Annotated in this window: 15 protein-coding genes; 9 read left to right on the top strand and 6 right to left on the bottom strand. The window is 47.2% G+C overall.

Going from position 1 to position 18,074, the window contains the following annotated elements; genetic code table 11:
- Positions 1–29: 29 nt before the first annotated feature.
- Positions 30–1,028 (bottom strand): D-xylose ABC transporter substrate-binding protein, encoded by a 999-nt coding sequence (gene xylF / locus I2494_RS09200; RefSeq protein ID WP_130593373.1) that lies wholly within the window; start codon positions 1,026–1,028, stop codon positions 30–32.
- A gap of 662 nt (positions 1,029–1,690) precedes the next feature.
- On the opposite strand from xylF, the gene xylA reads away from it, so the two are divergent.
- From xylA to I2494_RS09150, 9 genes are all read left to right on the top strand, one after another.
- Complete coding sequence (xylA, locus tag I2494_RS09195; protein ID WP_218466564.1) at positions 1,691–3,010, top strand: xylose isomerase; 1,320 nt, start codon at positions 1,691–1,693, stop codon at positions 3,008–3,010.
- Between the two features lie 239 nt (positions 3,011–3,249).
- Complete coding sequence (gene xylB / locus I2494_RS09190; RefSeq protein ID WP_218466563.1) at positions 3,250–4,701, top strand: xylulokinase; 1,452 nt, start codon at positions 3,250–3,252, stop codon at positions 4,699–4,701.
- Between the two features lie 180 nt (positions 4,702–4,881).
- Positions 4,882–5,355 (top strand): PsiF family protein, encoded by a 474-nt coding sequence (locus I2494_RS09185; RefSeq protein ID WP_407657884.1) that lies wholly within the window; start codon positions 4,882–4,884, stop codon positions 5,353–5,355.
- Between the two features lie 176 nt (positions 5,356–5,531).
- A complete protein-coding gene (gene ykgO / locus I2494_RS09175; protein WP_130593376.1) occupies positions 5,532–5,672 on the top strand; it encodes a type B 50S ribosomal protein L36 in 141 nt (46 codons plus the stop codon).
- Between the two features lie 322 nt (positions 5,673–5,994).
- Positions 5,995–6,879: an alpha/beta fold hydrolase gene (locus I2494_RS09170; RefSeq protein WP_218466562.1), complete on the top strand. Its 885-nt coding sequence runs from the start codon at positions 5,995–5,997 to the stop codon at positions 6,877–6,879.
- A gap of 34 nt (positions 6,880–6,913) precedes the next feature.
- Entirely contained in the window at positions 6,914–8,338 is a 1,425-nt protein-coding gene (gene leuC / locus I2494_RS09165) for a 3-isopropylmalate dehydratase large subunit (RefSeq protein WP_218466561.1), read from the top strand.
- The gene (gene leuD, locus I2494_RS09160) at positions 8,338–8,964 is read left to right on the top strand and encodes a 3-isopropylmalate dehydratase small subunit (RefSeq protein WP_218466560.1); all 627 of its coding nucleotides are present in this window, start codon (positions 8,338–8,340) and stop codon (positions 8,962–8,964) included. Before leuC ends, leuD begins: the two co-directional genes overlap by 1 nt.
- A gap of 679 nt (positions 8,965–9,643) precedes the next feature.
- A complete protein-coding gene (locus I2494_RS09155) occupies positions 9,644–10,537 on the top strand; it encodes a fumarate hydratase (RefSeq protein ID WP_218466559.1) in 894 nt (297 codons plus the stop codon).
- 2 nt (positions 10,538–10,539) lie between these two features.
- Entirely contained in the window at positions 10,540–11,136 is a 597-nt protein-coding gene (locus I2494_RS09150) for a FumA C-terminus/TtdB family hydratase beta subunit (RefSeq protein WP_218466558.1), read from the top strand.
- A 52-nt stretch (positions 11,137–11,188) separates the two neighbouring features.
- On the opposite strand, the gene I2494_RS09145 is transcribed toward I2494_RS09150, so the two are convergent.
- From I2494_RS09145 to I2494_RS09125, 5 genes are all read right to left on the bottom strand, one after another.
- Entirely contained in the window at positions 11,189–11,854 is a 666-nt protein-coding gene (locus tag I2494_RS09145) for a GntR family transcriptional regulator (RefSeq protein WP_218466557.1), read from the bottom strand.
- A gap of 369 nt (positions 11,855–12,223) precedes the next feature.
- On the bottom strand, positions 12,224–13,561 hold the full coding sequence (locus I2494_RS09140; protein WP_218466556.1) for an MmgE/PrpD family protein: 1,338 nt from the start codon (positions 13,559–13,561) through the stop codon (positions 12,224–12,226).
- An 80-nt stretch (positions 13,562–13,641) separates the two neighbouring features.
- The gene (dcuC, locus tag I2494_RS09135) at positions 13,642–15,033 is read right to left on the bottom strand and encodes a C4-dicarboxylate transporter DcuC (RefSeq protein WP_218466555.1); all 1,392 of its coding nucleotides are present in this window, start codon (positions 15,031–15,033) and stop codon (positions 13,642–13,644) included.
- A gap of 277 nt (positions 15,034–15,310) precedes the next feature.
- Positions 15,311–16,501: a mandelate racemase/muconate lactonizing enzyme family protein gene (locus I2494_RS09130; protein ID WP_130593385.1), complete on the bottom strand. Its 1,191-nt coding sequence runs from the start codon at positions 16,499–16,501 to the stop codon at positions 15,311–15,313.
- 473 nt (positions 16,502–16,974) lie between these two features.
- Complete coding sequence (locus I2494_RS09125) at positions 16,975–17,898, bottom strand: LysR substrate-binding domain-containing protein (RefSeq protein WP_218466554.1); 924 nt, start codon at positions 17,896–17,898, stop codon at positions 16,975–16,977.
- Positions 17,899–18,074 lie beyond the last annotated feature (176 nt).

Raw genomic sequence — 18,074 nt, 5'->3', positions numbered from 1 at the left:
CACCCGGGCAGCACCCGATTACAGGTAAATCAGTTATAGATGCTCTCTTTGCTGTGGAAGCCATCGGCCACAACAGTTGAATCGATATTGGATTTATCCACCTGAATTGGCGTCAGCAGATAAGATGGCACATCCTTTTTGCCGTTATTCAGGGTGGCGTTGGCTTTTGGTGTCTCGCCTTTACCCATTTCTACCGCAATCTCTGCCGCATCGTTTGCCAGCTTACTGATTGGCTTATACACCGTCATGGTTTGAGTTCCGGCAACAATACGTTTAATACCGGCCAGGTCGGCATCCTGACCGGAGATAGCCACTTTACCCGACAGCCCCTGAGCTACCAGTGCCTGAATCGCACCACCGGCGGTGGCGTCATTGGAGGCAACCACTGCATCAATTTTGTTATTGTTAGCGGTTAAGGCGTTTTCCATAATTTTCAACGCGTTTTCGGCTAACCAGGCATCAACCCACTGGTCGCCCACTATCTTGATTTTTCCTTCTTTAATCAGCGGATTAAGTACGTTCATCTGCCCCTGACGGAACAGCTTAGCGTTGTTATCCACCGGTGAGCCACCCATCAGGAAGTAGTTACCCTGAGGTACACGCTCAACCAGACTCTGAGCCTGTAACTCACCCACTTTTTCATTGTTAAAGGAGATATAAAAATCGATATCCGCATCGTTAATCATACGGTCATAGGCCAGCACTTTGATGCCTTCGCGTTTAGCTTCTGCAATCACGTTACTCAACACCTGACCGTTGTAAGGAATGATCACCAATACGTCTACGCCACGGTTGATCATATTTTCAATCTGTGACATTTGGGTCTCTTCGTTACCGTTGGCAGACTGAACAAAGACTTTGGCGCCTAACGACTCGGCTTTTTTAACAAAGATATCGCGATCTTTCTGCCAGCGTTCTAAACGCAGATCGTCAATCGCCATACCTATTTTGACTTCTTTGGCATTTACCATGTGTCCTGATAGCGCCAGTGATGCACAAACGGCAAGTAAAACATGCTTTAATTTCATTTGATAACATCCTATTTTGGTTAAGCTATTTCAGTGAAAGTGGGTATTTTCCCGTTTCTATTTATTACCGATAAATATTTAACCGCTATAGTGTTATCAGTTATAACCAGAGTATCAATTACAGATTCTTACCCCGTTATTACGTTTTTTAGTTTATTTCCATTTTTTTGAGAGAGGTCATGTTTTGCTAAGGAAACAAAAATGGCAATAAATATATTAATTTAAATCAATTAACTTAACTTAACTTAACTTAACTTAACTTAACTTAACTTAACTTAACTTAACTTAACTTAACTTAACTTAAGTTAACTTAACTTAATTTAACTTATTGTATATTAATGAAATAATTAAAAAACCCTCATAAAAATAAACATAATAAAAAATAATCACCCTGCATTTTTAAGGTTTATTATTGTGAGCATAATCACAGTAGTTAAATTTCATAATTCACTATTCAAATCTAGGAATAACCCTCATTTTTTTAAATCTCTATGATTCCCTCTATATAAAAGAAATAGCGCTAAAACTGCATCAATTTATATTTTTAAAAATGTAATAACGTAATTTTATTATTTATTCAGTTTGTTGTTTCAATAATAAATAAATCGCGCTCAATACACTCTGACCTAATGACCTAAATACATCGCTTAAAGGAAACCACCATGACTCAGTATTTCGATAAACTTGACCAGGTGCGCTACGAAGGCACCGCCAGTAACAATCCACTGGCCTTCCGCCACTACAATCCGGATGAGTTAGTTCTGGGTAAACGTATGGCTGACCATCTGCGCTTCGCCGCCTGTTACTGGCACACCTTCTGTTGGAATGGTGCCGATATGTTTGGCGTAGGTTCATTCGATCGCCCATGGCAATCAGCGGGTGATGCCATCAAACTGGCAAAAGCCAAAGCGGATGTTGCCTTTGAGTTTTTCCATAAGCTAAATGTACCTTTCTACTGCTTCCACGACGTAGACGTATCGCCTGAAGGCAGCACGGTTAAAGAGTATCTGAACAATCTGGCGATAATGACCGATGTACTGGCAGAAAAGCAGCAGGCAACCGGCGTGAAACTGTTATGGGGCACGGCAAACTGCTTCACTAACCCACGTTATGCTGCCGGTGCGGCCACTAACCCGGATCCGGAAGTATTTGCTTACGCCGCCACTCAGGTAGTCAGTGCTATGCAAGCCACTCAACGTCTGGGGGGTGAGAACTATGTACTATGGGGCGGCCGCGAAGGTTATGAAACGCTGTTAAATACTGACCTGCGTCAGGAGCGCGAGCAGCTTGGGCGCTTTATGCAAATGGTGGTGGAACATAAACATAAAATTGGTTTCAACGGCACTCTGTTAATTGAGCCGAAACCACAAGAGCCAACCAAACATCAGTATGATTACGATGTGGCAACCGTGTATGGCTTCCTGAAGCAGTTTGGTCTGGAAAAAGAGATTAAGGTTAATATCGAAGCCAACCACGCTACGCTGGCGGGTCACAGCTTCCATCATGAAATTGCTTCTGCCATTGCATTAGGTATTTTCGGCTCAGTCGATGCCAACCGTGGCGATGCTCAACTTGGCTGGGATACCGACCAGTTCCCGAACAGTGTAGAAGAAAACGCGCTGATTATGTATGAAATCATCAAAGCCGGCGGTTTCACCACCGGTGGCCTGAACTACGATGCCAAAGTACGCCGTCAGAGCACCGATAAATACGACCTGTTCTATGGCCATATTGGTGCCATGGATACCATGGCGCTGGCGCTGAAAATTGCCGCGAAAATGGTACAAGACGGTAAACTGGATCAAAAAGTCTCCGAGCGCTACGCTGGCTGGAATGGCAAACTGGGGCAACAAATTCTGGAAGGCGAAAGCTCACTGGATTCACTGGCGAAATATGTGGAAAGCAATAACCTGCAACCACAGCATAAGTCAGGGCAGCAGGAGTTGCTGGAGAACTTAGTGAACCGGTATCTATTTGGATAGTTCCTTGACCTTGACGTTATTATTTGAGCACTTGAACTCAGCCGACGACTGAGAGAGGGTAGCACGACCCGCATGGACGCGGGTCGAGGCACTGCTTCGCCTGGAGCGAATCAGTGCAGGGGCATTCGCCCTAATGCCCCTGCTCGCCGGTAGCACAATGCCGATATAGACACTGAACGATTAACGGCGAAACTAACACCATTCAGGACAAACATCCTGAACAACAAGGATCACTCACTATGTACATCGGTATCGACCTCGGTACTTCCGGCGTAAAGGTTATCCTCCTCAGCGAGCAGCAGCAGGTTATTGCCACTCACTCTGAAGCACTTTCTATTTCCCGCCCTCATCCCCTTTGGTCAGAACAAAACCCTGATGACTGGTGGCAAGCCACCGATCGGGCAATGCTGGCGCTGGCAGCGCAGCATGATTTGAGTTCAGTTAAAGCCATGGGGCTGACCGGACAAATGCATGGGGCTACCCTGCTGGACAAGCAGATGAAGGTATTGCGCCCCGCTATTTTATGGAACGATGGCCGCAGTGCTGCCGAATGTGTGGAGTTGGAAAAACAGGTTCCTCAGTCAAGAGCCATTACTGGCAACCTGATGATGCCCGGATTTACCGCCCCTAAACTAAAGTGGGTGGAAAAACATGAACCCGCAATCTTTCAGGCAATAGATAAAGTTCTGCTGCCAAAAGATTACCTACGTTTACTGATTACCGGCGAGCTGGCCAGCGATATGTCGGATGCAGCTGGCACTATGTGGATGGACGTGGGTAAACGCGACTGGAGCGATGAGATCCTCTCTGCCTGCCATCTCAGCCGCAATAATATGCCGAAACTGTTTGAAGGCTGCCAGATTACCGGCAACGTTAAAGCGGATATCGCTGCTCGCTGGAAGATTGGCCAAATTCCGGTAGCCGCCGGTGGTGGTGATAACGCCGCCGGTGCTATTGGTATTGGACTGTACCGTACAGGTCAGGCAATGCTTTCATTGGGTACTTCCGGTGTCTATTTCGCCGTCAGCGATGGCTTCCTGAGTAATCCGGAAAGCGCGGTTCACAGTTTCTGCCATGCGCTGCCCAATACCTGGCACTTAATGTCGGTGATCCTCAGTGCCGCTTCCTGTCTTGACTGGGCCTGCAAATTAACCAATATTTCCAGCGTACCGGAACTGTTGAAAGCCATTGAGCAAACCCCTGCTGCCGATACGCCAGTCTGGTTCCTGCCCTATCTTTCCGGAGAACGCACACCGCACAATAACCCGGCGGCTAAAGGCGCATTTTGGGGGCTGACGCATCAACATAACGCAACCGACCTGGCCAGAGCGGTGCTGGAAGGTGTGAGCTTCGCGCTGGCTGATGGTATGGACGTATTACACGCTACCGGCCTGAAGCCAACTCAAATCGCACTGATTGGCGGTGGTGCCCGTAGCCCATACTGGCGTCAGCTTCTGGCCGATATCAGCGGCCAAACGCTGGAATATCGTACCGGTGGCGACGTTGGCCCGGCATTGGGAGCAGCGCGACTGGCGCAAATTGCCATGAACCCTGGCGTTGCACTGGCCGATCTCTGCCCGGAACTGCCGTTAGAACAGCGCCATCAGCCAAATCCTGAGCTTTATGCCCGCTATCAGGAAAGAAGAGCGACGTTTAAAACGCTTTACCAGCAACTCCTGCCATTGTGTTAATCAAACCAAAACCTGTTCATTAAATCCACATGATGAACAGGTTTAATCAACCATTTGAATTATAAAAAATTATCTCTGATTTACCGATCGTCACATCGGTAAATTTTTTGCCTCTCAGTGTCACTTTATTACGACAAGGACTATGCTTATCACGATTTCCACTATTTGAAGGGAGTAACCATGATGCGTATTTCTTCTGTTTTACCCGTTTTACTAAGCCTTTGTTTTTTATCCGGAGCGGCGATGGCTGCGGACACAACGGCAAAAGAGCCAACTAAAGCTCAAACCGCCCAGCGCGATAAAATGAGCAGCTGTAATAAAGAAGCAACAGACAAAGATCTTAAAGGTGATGAGCGCAAAGCTTTCATGAGTAACTGTCTGAAAGCCAAACCAGCAGAAAGCGAAAAGAAAATGACCGCTCAGCAACAAAAAATGGCTGACTGTAATAAAGAAGCCGGTGAAAAAGCCCTGAAAGGCGACGATCGTAAAGCCTTTATGAGCAGTTGTTTGAAAGGTAAAGCGGATACGGCTGAAAAGGCCGTAACGCCACAGCAACAAAAAATGGCCGATTGTAATAAAGAAGCCGGTGATAAAGCCCTGAAAGGCGAAGACCGTAAAACCTTTATGAACACCTGCCTGAAAAAAGCGGCCTGATTCTTCCCGCCATCACAAAAAATATCCCGCTGTAAGGCGGGATACTACTTTTCTCATTATTCAACCTGACTCCCCCAGTTACCCCAGTATTTTTTATCACCAACCAATTGACCCAGTCTTAAGGTAAGTGCATACTTACAATTGTTATATTATAACATATCAATTCAGAGGTATTCATGCAGGTATTAAGTTCTCTACGTTCCGCCAAACAGCGCCACCCGGACTGTAAAGTGGTGCGCCGCCGGGGCAAGATTTACGTTATATGCAAAACCAATCCACGATTTAAAGCGGTACAGGGTGGAAAGAAAAAACGTTAACCCTTATTCACAGCAATTTAGTAAAAAGCACTCTCCCAGTGAGTGCTTACTAACGATTCTTCCTTATTGATTCGCTTTTCAGATTATCTGCATCAAATACCAGAAAAAATAAATATCCTTAATAATCATTTAAATAGATTTATTTTTCATTATTAAGTTAGTGACCACTAACATATTCATTGCCTGAGCCACCGTTCATCGCTCGATTTTTAACCGTATTCAACACAAATTGTGTTTAATCTGTTCACATAACGCTCTATTGTTAATGCCAACAGGCTATTTACAATGCTTAATAACGATCTGATAGCGGGAGGATGTCGCAATGTTGGCTGGATTAGAACAAAAAAAATGCAAAGTTAATCATATAGATATTAGTTATCGCACCGCCGGTCAGGGGCCTGCGCTGTTGATGCTTCATGGCCATCCCCAAACTCATATGATGTGGCATAAGGTGGCTCCGGCTCTGGCACAGCACTTTACCATTGTGACGGCCGACCTGCGTGGATACGGAGACAGCGATAAACCGATCTCTCCACCGGGTCAGAGCCTCTATTCCAAGCGTCTGATGGCTCAGGACATGCGTGAACTGATGAATCAACTGGGGTTCTCTCAATTCTATGTGCTGGCACATGACAGAGGTGCGCGTGTAGCCCACCGTCTGGCACTGGACCATGCAGATGCGGTATCAGGAATGGTTCTGCTGGATATTGCCCCAACGCTGGCCATGTACCGCCAAACCGATGAAAAATTTGCCCGCGCCTACTGGCACTGGTTTACGCTGATTCGCCCTACCCCTTTCCCGGAAAAATTAATCGAAAGTGATCCCTTACTTTATCTGCACAGCGTAATGGGAGTTCGCAGCGCGGGTATGGCGCCATTTACCCCACAAGCACTGGCTGAATATCAACGCTGCCTGAGCCTTCCCGGTGCCGCTTATGGCGTCTGTGAAGATTATCGGGCCAGCGCCGGTATCGATCTGGAGCACGACCAGCACGATCTGGATCGAGGGCACCACATGACTTGCCCAATGCTGGCACTGTGGGGACAACATGGCGCAATAGAGCAATGTTTTGATGCGCTGACGGAATGGAAGAAAGTCTCCACCAATGTGCAGGGAAAAACTATGCCATCCGGCCATTATATTGCTGAAGAAGTGCCTGAGCTGCTCACCAGAGAAGTAATGGATTTTTTTGCCTCCATTCGCTAATGCCAACCAGAAAACGAACCAAGAGAACAACATCATGGCTTGTGCAAAAACCTTATATCGAAAACTGATTGATTCCCATACCGTCCGTGAGCTGGACGATCAGGGCAATGTGCTGCTGTATATTGACCGTTCCATACTGAATGAATACACCAGCCCACAGGCATTCAGCGGGCTAAGAGAGAAGAACCGCAAGGCATGGCGACCTGAAAGCGTCTTGCTGAATGTAGACCACGTAAACCCTACCCGCCCGGTGCGCGATAACAAAATGACCGATCCCGGCGGTCAGTTACAGGTGGACTATTTTCGCGAAAACAGTCGCGATTTTGGTATCGAGCTGTTTGATGTTTTAGATATCCGTCAGGGTATCGAGCATGTGGTTGCCCCCGAACAGGGATTTATATTGCCGGGTATGGTGATCGCTGCCGGAGACAGCCACACCACCACCTACGGAGCCCTTGGCGCCTTTGGCTTTGGTATCGGTACTTCTGAAATTGAACACTTTCTGGCAACCCAAACCTTGGTTTACAAACGTCTGAAAACCATGCGGGTTAAGGTTATCGGTAAACTCGGTTCGGCAGTCACCGCCAAAGATATCATTATGTTACTGATTCAGAAGATTGGGGCTTCCGGCGCTACTGGTTTTGCCATCGAATTTACCGGCCCGGTGATTACTCAACTCAGCGTTGAAGGTCGAATGACCATCTGTAATATGGCGGTGGAAGCCGGGGCTCGCGGAGCCTTTATGGCGCCGGATGAAAAGGTCTATCACTATTTGCAGGATAAGCCCCGCTCGCCAAAAGGCGAAATGTGGAAGCTGGCGCTGCAATCATGGCAAAACTTATATACCGATGAGGGGGCAGAATTCGACCGGGAAGTAGAACTGAATTGCGATACCCTCGAACCTATGGTGACTTGGGGCATCAGCCCGGATCAGGCCGATAATATCAGCGGCAGACTGCCCGACCCTGTAAACGAAAAAGATCCTCAGAAGCGTCTGGCACAGGAAAAAGCCCTGGCCTATATGGCGCTGAAACCGGGTATGCATTTAACCGATATTCAAATTTCTCTCGCCTTTATTGGTTCCTGTACTAACGGAAGAATTGAAGACCTGCGTCTGGCGGCAGAAGTGCTGAAAGGCAAGAAAATCGCGCCACACGTCAGAGGGATGATTATTCCCGGCTCAACGCTGGTACGGCAGCAGGCGGAGCAGGAAGGTCTGGCGAAGATCTTTATCGATGCAGGATTTGAGTGGCGTCAGTCCGGCTGTTCCATGTGTCTGGCAATGAATGAGGACGTACTGGAACCCGGCGATCGCTGTGCCTCCAGTACCAACCGTAACTTTGCCGGTCGGCAGGGTGCCGGCTCCCGCACCCATTTAATGAGCCCGGCTATGGTCGCCGCGGCAGCTATCGCCGGGCATCTGACGGATGTGCGCTCAATCAACGGTGGAGAACAATAATGCAAACTTTCACAGTGGTAACAGGGAAAGTGGCACCGATGATGGATGCCAATATCGATACCGATGTCATTATGCCGAAGCAGTTTTTAAAAGGCATCGATCGCCAAAATCTGGATCGTGGCCTGTTCTTTGACTTGCGCCTGCTATCAGACGGTCAACCCAATCCTGAGTTTATTCTTAACCGTCCGCCGTGGCACGATAGTTCATTTATGGTGGTTGGCCCTAACTTTGGCTGTGGTTCCAGCCGTGAACATGCGGTATGGGGCTTACAGCAAACGGGCATTCGCGCCCTGATTGGTACCTCATTTGCCGGGATCTTTGCGGATAACTGTCAGCGCAACGGTGTATTGCTGATTTGCCTGACACCGGAGCAGGTTGCCGAAGTGGCGGCAGTCGCCGCTCAGCCGCAGCACAACACCATCAGCATTGATTTATCGGTACAACAAATTCAGTTGGATGATGGTCGCACTATTGGCTTTCAACTGGATGAACGCAACAGACAGGCGCTAATGAAGGGGTTAGATGCCATTGGGGTGACGATGGAATATGAGGGAGAAATCAGGGATTTCGAAAAACAATACAGGGAAAGGAATCTATGGGTGAAAATACCACACCATGATAATTAGTAGTTATAATCAATGCATTATGAAAAATTGATATTGAACTCTTTCCGATTACTAACCATATCGTGTTTACACTAAAGAATGACAGAGAGGCGTTAAAATAAACGCCTCAGATTGATGATAAAGTCTGATAGTTCAGTTTAGTTCCTTAAGATAGCCAACCATCGGGAGGGACGGGTGTTGGGGTCGACTTGGCGTAAGCCAACGACAAACAGGCAAAGCCTGTTTGAACAGCGCAAGCGCTGACCCGAAGGGTGAAACACCGCAAGGTGTTTCATAACGGCCCCTAACCCGGCCAGGCCCGATGTGCTCGGTAGCTAAGTACAGATGGTCTTCCGGTCGAGCACAAAGTGGATATAAACACTTCAGATTTTACGACCGGAATGTCCATCGATGCTGATTGATTAGGTTTGTCAGCAGTCTCAGGCGTTAAAATAAACGCCTCTCTATTTCCCCACACCCTGCACCTCCTGCGTTGAAGCCTAATCATGTTGAGCTCGAAGATGAAAAATATGCGCTTTGACGTTTCAAACATAGCAATGCAAACCCCTTTATATCGTGATTAGAGAGGCTACGGCCTTTACTTGCTGATTTTCATTTCTGCCCGATGAAGCAAAAGCATTGCATTTTCATATATTATATATTATATATGATTTGCCGATGCCAATCAGAGGATAAAAAAATGAGAGAGTTGGGCATTACCTATGAAGAGGTTTATGACCTCCTTCACCAAGCCTGTACCACAATTTCTCCTGATGTGCTCTACCTCATGAGAAATGCGGTGGTTCAAGAAAGCCACCCGGAAGCAAAAGTATTTTTACAAACAATGATAGATAACGTCGCTCAGGCAACTGAAAAAGATAAACCCGTGTGTCAGTCCCCTGGCTACCCCACCGTTTGGATCCGTTTTGGTGAAGCATTCGATATGGATCCGTTATTAAGCTATCTGCCCAAGGCGTTAACCGAAGCGACCAAAGCAGGCTTAATTCGCCCCAGTATTGTTCATCCACTGACTCGCCATAATCCTGGCGACAGTACCGGTGAAGGGGTGCCAAATATTGAACTGCAACATGTATCTGGTCAGGAATATGTAGAAATCATCATGAGTGCCAAAGGATGCGGTGCCGAGCTGGGTAACGTATCAAAAATTCTGACGCCAGCGACGCTGGGTAAAAACTACAGTGGATTAAAACGACTGGTGTTGGATACGGTCATTAATGCCGGTGGATTCCCCTGCCCACCTTCCGCTATTGGTATTGGTCTTGGTGGGCAAATGGACGTTAGCGCCAAACTGAGCCGCGAAGCAATTAGTACCCGTAGCTGGCTGGATAACAACCCCGACCCATTGCTGGATCAACTGGAACAAGAATTACTGGAAGATATCAACCAGCTGGGTATTAGCCCTGCGGGAATTGGTGGAAAAACAACGACGTTAGCAGTGAAAATAGCCGGTGCCGCCACTCACACCGCTATTTGCCCGGTCACTATCAATTTTCACTGCTGGGTCGCCCGTCGATTTGGCGTTCGTATTTACCCGGACGGCAAACGTGAAATGCTCTTTCAGGTGAAGGAATAATTATGGCCATTTATGAACTAACCATACCGTTACAAGATACTGACATTGAGCAGCTTAATGTTGGTGATGCAGTGTACCTGAGCGGCACTGTTTGTACCGCCAGAGATATGGCCCATCTTAATATGCGTGAACTGGTTGATCATCACCATCCGCTGCCAGAAAACCTTCAGGGCGGAGTTATCTTTCACGCAGGGCCAGTCATGGTGAAAGATGCACAAGACCATTGGCAACTTAGGGTCATTGGCCCCACAACCTCAATTCGTATGGAGCCTCACGCTGAGTTTATCGGTCAACAGGGTATTAAACTGATTATCGGTAAAGGTGGAATGGCAGAAGGTAGCTTAGCTGCATTTAAAAAACACAAACAGGCGTATTTACAAGCCGCTCCTGGTTGTGCCGTCGTGCTGGCCGAAGGCGTCAAAAAGGTTAAAGCCGTTCATTGGCTGGAAAACGGAATGCCGGAAGCGATGTGGGTCATGGAGACTGAGCGCTTCGGGCCATTTATCGTCACGATGGACTGTAAAGGCAACAGCCGTTATGACGCAGTGAAGGCTCACGCTAAAGAAAAAGCGGACGCCATAATGAAAGAAAAAAGCTAAATTCGTTAAGTTTGGTTCTTCAGCCATAACAAAGGCAGCGTGAACGCCTTTGTTATGGCTGGTCGTTATCTTGTTCTTTAAGCAGATTAGAAAAATAGTCGTTAAGCTTATCGTAAGAGCGACTCTTGTGTTTAAGCATCAGCTCCGCCATCTCTTTCCCTTTCTTTTCTGCAATCAGCCGAATCATTTCCCGATGCTCTTGTAATGACATATCAACCACGTCAGGAAACAGATCGAAAATGGTCTTAGTGCGTCGCTCATTGCTCAAAAGCTCACTCAATAGCTTTTTTAAATAAGTATTATCGCTTGCTTCAACGATCAGTTGGTGAAACTCACGGTTAGCATTAGAGTAATCGGTGTAATTATGTTCCTGCGCCATATGAACGCTTTTCTCATATACCTTCTCGAGCTCGTCAACTAACTCTGGTGTCGAATTTTCTGCGGCCAGTCTGGCGGCCAGAGGCTCAAGGGTTTTGCGGATTTCCAACATATCCTGCATTTCCTTAACGGAAAGCCTCTTCACCCGAGACCCCTTATGAGGACTCATTTCAATCAGATCTTCAGCGGCCAATTCCTTTAACGCTTCGCGAACAGGAATATCACTGCTGTCATACATACCTGCCAGTTGGTGGATAACCAGACGGGTATCTGCCTTCAGCTCACCTGACAGAATCCGATGTTTTAGATCAAAGTAGATCGTCTTCGCTTTTGTTTTCATTTTTATTGAGACCAAACGTCAAGTGTCAAACAGCGAAAACCGCTGTGTATAAGCATGATTTTACTCAATAGACGGGGAAAAGAGTAGAATACTTTTTGTTTTATGAGGTTAGCGCATGTGATGAAGGCGTCAAGAAATACTTTCGGCCTCATATTTCTGATACGACACCGCAATAGCATCCATTCATATCTTATATATTAAGCATGATTATCAAGGCATAACTTGTTTACAGGCGCTCTTGTGAACAGGTTATAAGTTTGAGTGAAAACGAGATTTTTTCTTACAGAAGGGATAATGGAATATCAGCAAAACAGTGCTCAATACAATAATCATTCTTTTTATATTGAGCACATTATGGATTAACTCTGGCTAAATTTTTCTCAAATAGCTCAACAGCGGCACAATCCCCGCGCTTTTGTCCATCTGTTTAATGAACACCAGTACCTCTTCCGACGCCTGCCGATCTACGTTATTCGTCAAATTGAGAAACTTTTTCTCCAACATTGCGAAATCCGCAACATCAGTGGAGTCCATGACTTCGCATTGATAGACTTGTCCATCCTCCATAAAGACAGTGACATGTGCCTGTCGTTTAGGGAAGCGTGCCGTCGCCTGCTCAGATTCAACGACCTCAATTTTTTTCGCCAATTCCAGTACATCCGGGGCTTGTAACACTTCTGGTTGGAATTCGGCTAACGAGACCTGACCAAACAGCATGGCTACCGCCATACAATACGGTAGTGAAAACTTGGCCTCATCCTCATTTTTCACTTTCAGCACCGCGGTCAGGGATACTGAAATACGGTAGGTTTCCACCTTGATACTGATTATTTTTTTCACATCGGGTGCATATTCTTTGATCAGGCTAAATATCGCGTCCAACGGCGAGTTCGTGTGACCACAGGATGCGTAAACCTTATAAAATGCCGTATCGGACAGCAGCTCTGGCGCAGAAAGGCGATCAAAGTAGGGTAAAGACTCCGCATCACTGGTCGCCATGACATATCCTTTTTCCCCCATCATTGCTGACGGTGACCCGGTAAATCCTTCTTTCGCCAACAGCGCGGCATAAACACCATTTTGGCAGGCATGCCCCACGTTTAACGCTTTGGCGTGTGAACCGAATGATGCCACCAATCCACTGGCTAACGTTGCTGAGATACCCAACGCATTACAGGTTTGCTCTGGCGTGAGTTGCATTAATGATGCTGCCGTGGCGGTAGCCGCAAAGGTTCCACAGGTACCCGTAGTGTGCCAATAAGCATAATGTGAAGGATTGACTGTCTGCCCCAGGCGAATATAAACATCGTAGCCAATAATCAGCGCTTTCAGGAACGCCTGACCGCTGACATTCAGTGATTCACCCAATGCCAACGCAACGGGTAACGTTACCGAGCCCGGATGGCCTATCGCTTTACGATGACCATCATCCAGTTCAGATACATGACCAATGACACCGTTTACCATCGCCGCCATCGCTGCGGGATAACGCGCTCCGGTACCGATAACCGTCGCCTCTTCCAATCCACCAGACCCCGTAAAAACACGACGAGCGATGTCGGATTGCGGATAGTGTACTCCTGCCACCGCACAACCCAGCCAGTCAATCACTCGATACTTCATGTCCGTCATCAGTCGCTCTGCTATCGATTCGTCACGACAATCAACAATAAAATCGGCTAATTTTTTCTGAACATCTTTTCGCATGATCTCCCCCCTTGATCAGGAGGCTACAACGGGTTTAACGCGCCGCGGCCTCCTGAGTGGTGGTATTAATGAAATCTGGTTCAAGGCAACACGACAGTAAAGGTCAATATAAAATTGACTAACATACATAAGATGAGCTGAATCGCGTTGCGTTTGACAATTTGAAACGGCGAAACACCGGCAATACCAGCAACAGCAACTATCGCACCGGTTACCGGTGATAATGTGCGACCAAAGCCAGTCATGGTTTGCAGTGGCAACAGCATAGCGGCAGATGGCACCCCCATTTTCGCGGCAATCGCAGGAATCAGCGAAGCAAATGAGAAGAATGGGGCATTACCTGACCCCATCAGGAAAGCAACGGCGCCGATGATCAGACTCATCAGAATAATCATAAAGCCGGCACCCAGTCCTGCGCCTTCTACACCCGTAATCAGTGATTCGACAGCACCGATAGCAATAAGCCCCTCACCGAACACCTGACCTGCAATAATCAGCGCCACAACGATGGTCAACTGTTTTCCCAGACCTTCAAAGAAAGACTTCATGCCGTTAAGCACTTCAAGCGTGTTACGGTTACGGATAAACTCAAATAGCATGGCAACCAGCGTACTGAGCACAATCGCTGAAGGCACACCGACTTTGATATCGATACCGACCTGACCAAGCACCACTGGATTGAAAAGCAACAGAATAGCCAGCGGTACGATCGGCAGCAGCGCGTAAATCTTCGGTACTGGTGCCACCTGTCCTTCCTGCTCCTCGCGAAACCGCGCCTGCAAGACCAAATCCTCTGGATCTGGCCCTTCACGACGCTCCCAGAAGCGCTGTACGAAGTAGTGAGAAACCAGCATCGTCGCCAACAGAGGAAAGTAGATCATCATTTGCCAGCTAAGGAAATACTCCGCCCACTCAATACCTGAAATCTTGGCCGCCAGCAGACAGTTGGCCGATCCGGGCCCTAAATCGAAGAATCGGCTAGAGCCAATGATAGCCACCGCAGTCAGTCGAGACACACCTGCGCGGATCATGACGGGATACAACGTCACCATCAGCATCAACGCTAATCCTGATGCACTCGGGATTGCCATACCGATGATTTGAGAAACAACAAACCCCATACATGCCAGTAAATAAGGCGATTTGATATACTTCAACGGGCCACCAACAACGGCATATAACGCCTGACCCGCATTCAGTGTATCCATATAGCGGGAAAATCCCCCCATCGCCATAATGGCTAACCCCAACCCACCGAGGTTACTGGACATAATATTTTGAACGACCTGAAAAATATCAAAAAAACCACTACCCGTTGATTTTTTCAGCGTTAATCCCGGGCCGAGATCGAGCATTACTGATGTTCCTAACAAGAAAACGCCGGCGATCAACAGCACTGCCGTCGCATATCCTTTTCTTGCTATCATCCAGGCGACCCACCCGATAACAACAAGTGATATTGTTAATCCCATACTTTGACTCCTCACGAAGCCAATGGCTTCGCGCAAATAACCCACTATCAATATTCGGGAGGTATTAACACCCTGGACTTTGCCTCCCTCATCAGGGCTACCGCTGTTCTTTTATTATTTATTCATGATGAAACATTGACCTGAATGTGTTGTTGTTAATCGTCAAACTTGCTGGCGAATGTTCTAAGAACAACATATCGCCAATCGACATTTTTCTTACTCACATCGGTATGTTCAACACTCACTAAAGGCGGTGCCCTTCGGTAATAGTTGCTGATTACTTCACGGTCTCTTTTGGTGATTCAGCAATTGATTTATCTGTCAATTCCTGACCAATACCCGGCAGGTCAGGAACACTGTACTGGCCATTTTCCGGTAAATAGTCGTACTTACAGGTCGCACGATTGCCATCTAACAAGGAGTAGCGGTGCAACTCGTGAATACCGAAATTAGGGATCGCACACTCCAGTTGAAGCGACGCCGCCGTCATAATCGGGCCGCCGCAAACATGGATTTGGCAGGTGGTATCGTAGATATGGCCCATATCACAAATCTTCTTCGCTTCACTGAAGCCACCACAAGTACCGAGATCGGGCTGAATCAAATCAATAATGTGTTCTTCAAAGAAGGGGCGGAAACCCCAGCGAGTATAAATACGCTCACCAGCAGCGATGGGAATATTGACGTTTTGCTTCACTTCTTTCAGTTGCCCTGGATTCAGATTCATCACAGGCTCTTCATAGGCGGAAATGCGGAGCTCTTCAATCATCCGACCAAAGCGAATCGCAGAAGCCGTATCGGTCAATGCATGAGCTTCTACGATGATATCAATATCATCGCCAATCGCATCACGGATAGCTTTAAGGCGCTTATAACCTACCTTCAGTTCACGGTCACTAAAGACACCGTACAGGTTACTTTTCTTCACGCCACCCTGTTCGTTAATCTCATTAACATCGACTTTAATCGCATCATAGCCATCGGCTACCGCCTGTTCTGCCGCCGCCGCGTACTGTTCCGGCGTGGTCAGGATCTCTTTCTTCTCTGCATCTCCCCAGCCAAACTGTAACTGACTGGCGTAGGTACGCAGTGTATCGCGACATTTCCCGCCTAATAGCTGATAACAGGGCACATTAAGCGCTTTCCCTTTAATATCCCACAGCGCAACATCAATCGCGCTCATCCCGGCAGAAACCACGGTTCCTCCACCTTGTCCCCAGAAGGTTTTCTTCTGCATTTTGTCCCAAATTTTTTCCGTTTCCATGGGATCCATACCGATGATAATACTGGCAAGATCTTTAGCCATACCAAACCCGGCCGAAGCGCCCACACCGTAGGCCATACCCACTTCACCGAAGCCAGAAATGCCTTCATCGGTATTAATACGAACCACAATCGGGCGCCACTTAGCAACGGCAGACTGAAGCGGGTTTTTCACATCGATAATATCGACACTAACGATTTTCATCTTAATTCTCCTTAAGGCACAAAAACATAACCACATGAAAAATAAAGCGATACAGACATCACTTACTCAACCCTCACAAATAATATATTATATATAATGAGTAGAAATTAATCATGTTTCGTGCAGAAAAGTGAGCAAGATCTCAAACGACCTCCCTTCCGGTGAATAAAGGGCGCCCCTTGTAAGAGAAGAAGCTATAGCTCGTTGCCTTTAATCCTCTGCTCAGGGAGAGTTTCAATATGTTGATGCCCGGCATCGTCGGGTGTTGAATTCAGGAGTTATACGATGATGACAATTGACCGAATGGTCTTACATGAATGGATTGAAAAGGTTAAAAGGCAGTCGACGCGTTGGTCGATTAAGTGAAAAACGAGGATGAGAGCACGCCAGAAACAGCACACAGGACAACTGGATTTATCCGGGAGTGATAATAATAAGAGACGACCAATAAAGTACTGCTTCAGGATAAATCCCTATTCCTCTATATCTGCCCACTTAAAATAGAGCTGTAAGAACTCGACACAGACTTTCAGCTTGGCAGAGTTTGATAGTCTCATTGGGTATACCGCCCAGATGTCAGCACTCTGGCTATATTCAGGCAGGACGTTGATCAGTTTGCCTTCATCGATATAGCGTTTGGCATCCCACATGGAGCGCAGGAAGATGCCGTGGCCTTCCAGCCCCCATTGCAACACAATCGCGCCACTATTGGAGGAGAGTCGACCGTCAACCCGAACGGTTTGTGGTTTTTCATCTTTGCCACTCAGTAGCCAACTGCCAAAAGGCGTATCCCGCTCTTTGATCACCAGACAGTCGTGCCGGGCTAAATCATCCAGGGTTTCAGGCTGACCTTTAGCCGCCAGATAGGCGGGTGAGGCGCAAAGCACCCGCTGATTATCCAGCAACTTTTTCGCCATATAGTGATTCGGCAGGTCGCTGCCAACACGGATTTCTAAATCGAAACCTTCGGCAACCAGATCAATCACGTGGTCTGAGGTAACCAGTTGAATGGCCAGATTAGGATACTGTTTTGCCAGTTGAGAGATGGCCGGAGCAACAAACTGTCGCCCAAAACCAAACGAGCTGACGATGCGCAATGTGCCCTGTGGCTCATGACGTGCTTCAGAAACATCGCTGATGAAGTCATCGAGATCTCCCAGAATTCTGTCGGCCCAGACTCTGGCTTTCTCTCCGTCTTCGGTTAAGACAATGCTGCGAGTACTGCGATGAAACAGCTTTATATCCAGTACCTTTTCCAGTGCATTAATCCGTTTGCTGATGTACGCAGGAGAAACCCCCAACTCAACGGCGGCTTTAGCAAAGCTATGCTTTCTGACTACGGTGAGAAAAACCCGTAAATCTTCATTTAACGGCAACGGAGAACGGCTAATCGACATAAAAATGACCCTGAAGTAAAACGATACACCTTAAAGTAAACTGTCTGACGGGCTTTCCGGTTTATTATTGTTTAAAGTTGTATGATTTTATAAACAGAAACCCCGATTAATTCAGGAATGCCCTGATATCTGACTATATTTTAACCTTGCTAACAATGCTATGGGAGCACCGGATT

Source organism: Limnobaculum allomyrinae (assembly GCF_016649425.1).
GTDB classification, from domain to species: domain Bacteria; phylum Pseudomonadota; class Gammaproteobacteria; order Enterobacterales; family Enterobacteriaceae; genus Limnobaculum; species Limnobaculum allomyrinae.
The sequence above is the reverse complement of the archived record's forward strand: the minus strand, read 5'-3'. Positions and strand labels throughout refer to the sequence as shown.

Coding starts and splice junctions, on each gene's coding strand:
- I2494_RS09125 (WP_218466554.1), bottom strand. CDS start 17,898: ATGTCGATTAGCCGTTCTCCGTTGCCGTTAAATGAAGATTTACGGGTT.
- dcuC (WP_218466555.1), bottom strand. CDS start 15,033: ATGGGATTAACAATATCACTTGTTGTTATCGGGTGGGTCGCCTGGATG.
- I2494_RS09130 (WP_130593385.1), bottom strand. CDS start 16,501: ATGAAAATCGTTAGTGTCGATATTATCGATGTGAAAAACCCGCTTCAG.
- I2494_RS09170 (WP_218466562.1), top strand. CDS start 5,995: ATGTTGGCTGGATTAGAACAAAAAAAATGCAAAGTTAATCATATAGAT.
- I2494_RS09150 (WP_218466558.1), top strand. CDS start 10,540: ATGGCCATTTATGAACTAACCATACCGTTACAAGATACTGACATTGAG.
- I2494_RS09185 (WP_407657884.1), top strand. CDS start 4,882: ATGATGCGTATTTCTTCTGTTTTACCCGTTTTACTAAGCCTTTGTTTT.
- xylF (WP_130593373.1), bottom strand. CDS start 1,028: ATGAAATTAAAGCATGTTTTACTTGCCGTTTGTGCATCACTGGCGCTA.
- xylB (WP_218466563.1), top strand. CDS start 3,250: ATGTACATCGGTATCGACCTCGGTACTTCCGGCGTAAAGGTTATCCTC.
- leuC (WP_218466561.1), top strand. CDS start 6,914: ATGGCTTGTGCAAAAACCTTATATCGAAAACTGATTGATTCCCATACC.
- ykgO (WP_130593376.1), top strand. CDS start 5,532: ATGCAGGTATTAAGTTCTCTACGTTCCGCCAAACAGCGCCACCCGGAC.
- I2494_RS09145 (WP_218466557.1), bottom strand. CDS start 11,854: ATGAAAACAAAAGCGAAGACGATCTACTTTGATCTAAAACATCGGATT.
- I2494_RS09155 (WP_218466559.1), top strand. CDS start 9,644: ATGAGAGAGTTGGGCATTACCTATGAAGAGGTTTATGACCTCCTTCAC.
- leuD (WP_218466560.1), top strand. CDS start 8,338: ATGCAAACTTTCACAGTGGTAACAGGGAAAGTGGCACCGATGATGGAT.
- xylA (WP_218466564.1), top strand. CDS start 1,691: ATGACTCAGTATTTCGATAAACTTGACCAGGTGCGCTACGAAGGCACC.
- I2494_RS09140 (WP_218466556.1), bottom strand. CDS start 13,561: ATGCGAAAAGATGTTCAGAAAAAATTAGCCGATTTTATTGTTGATTGT.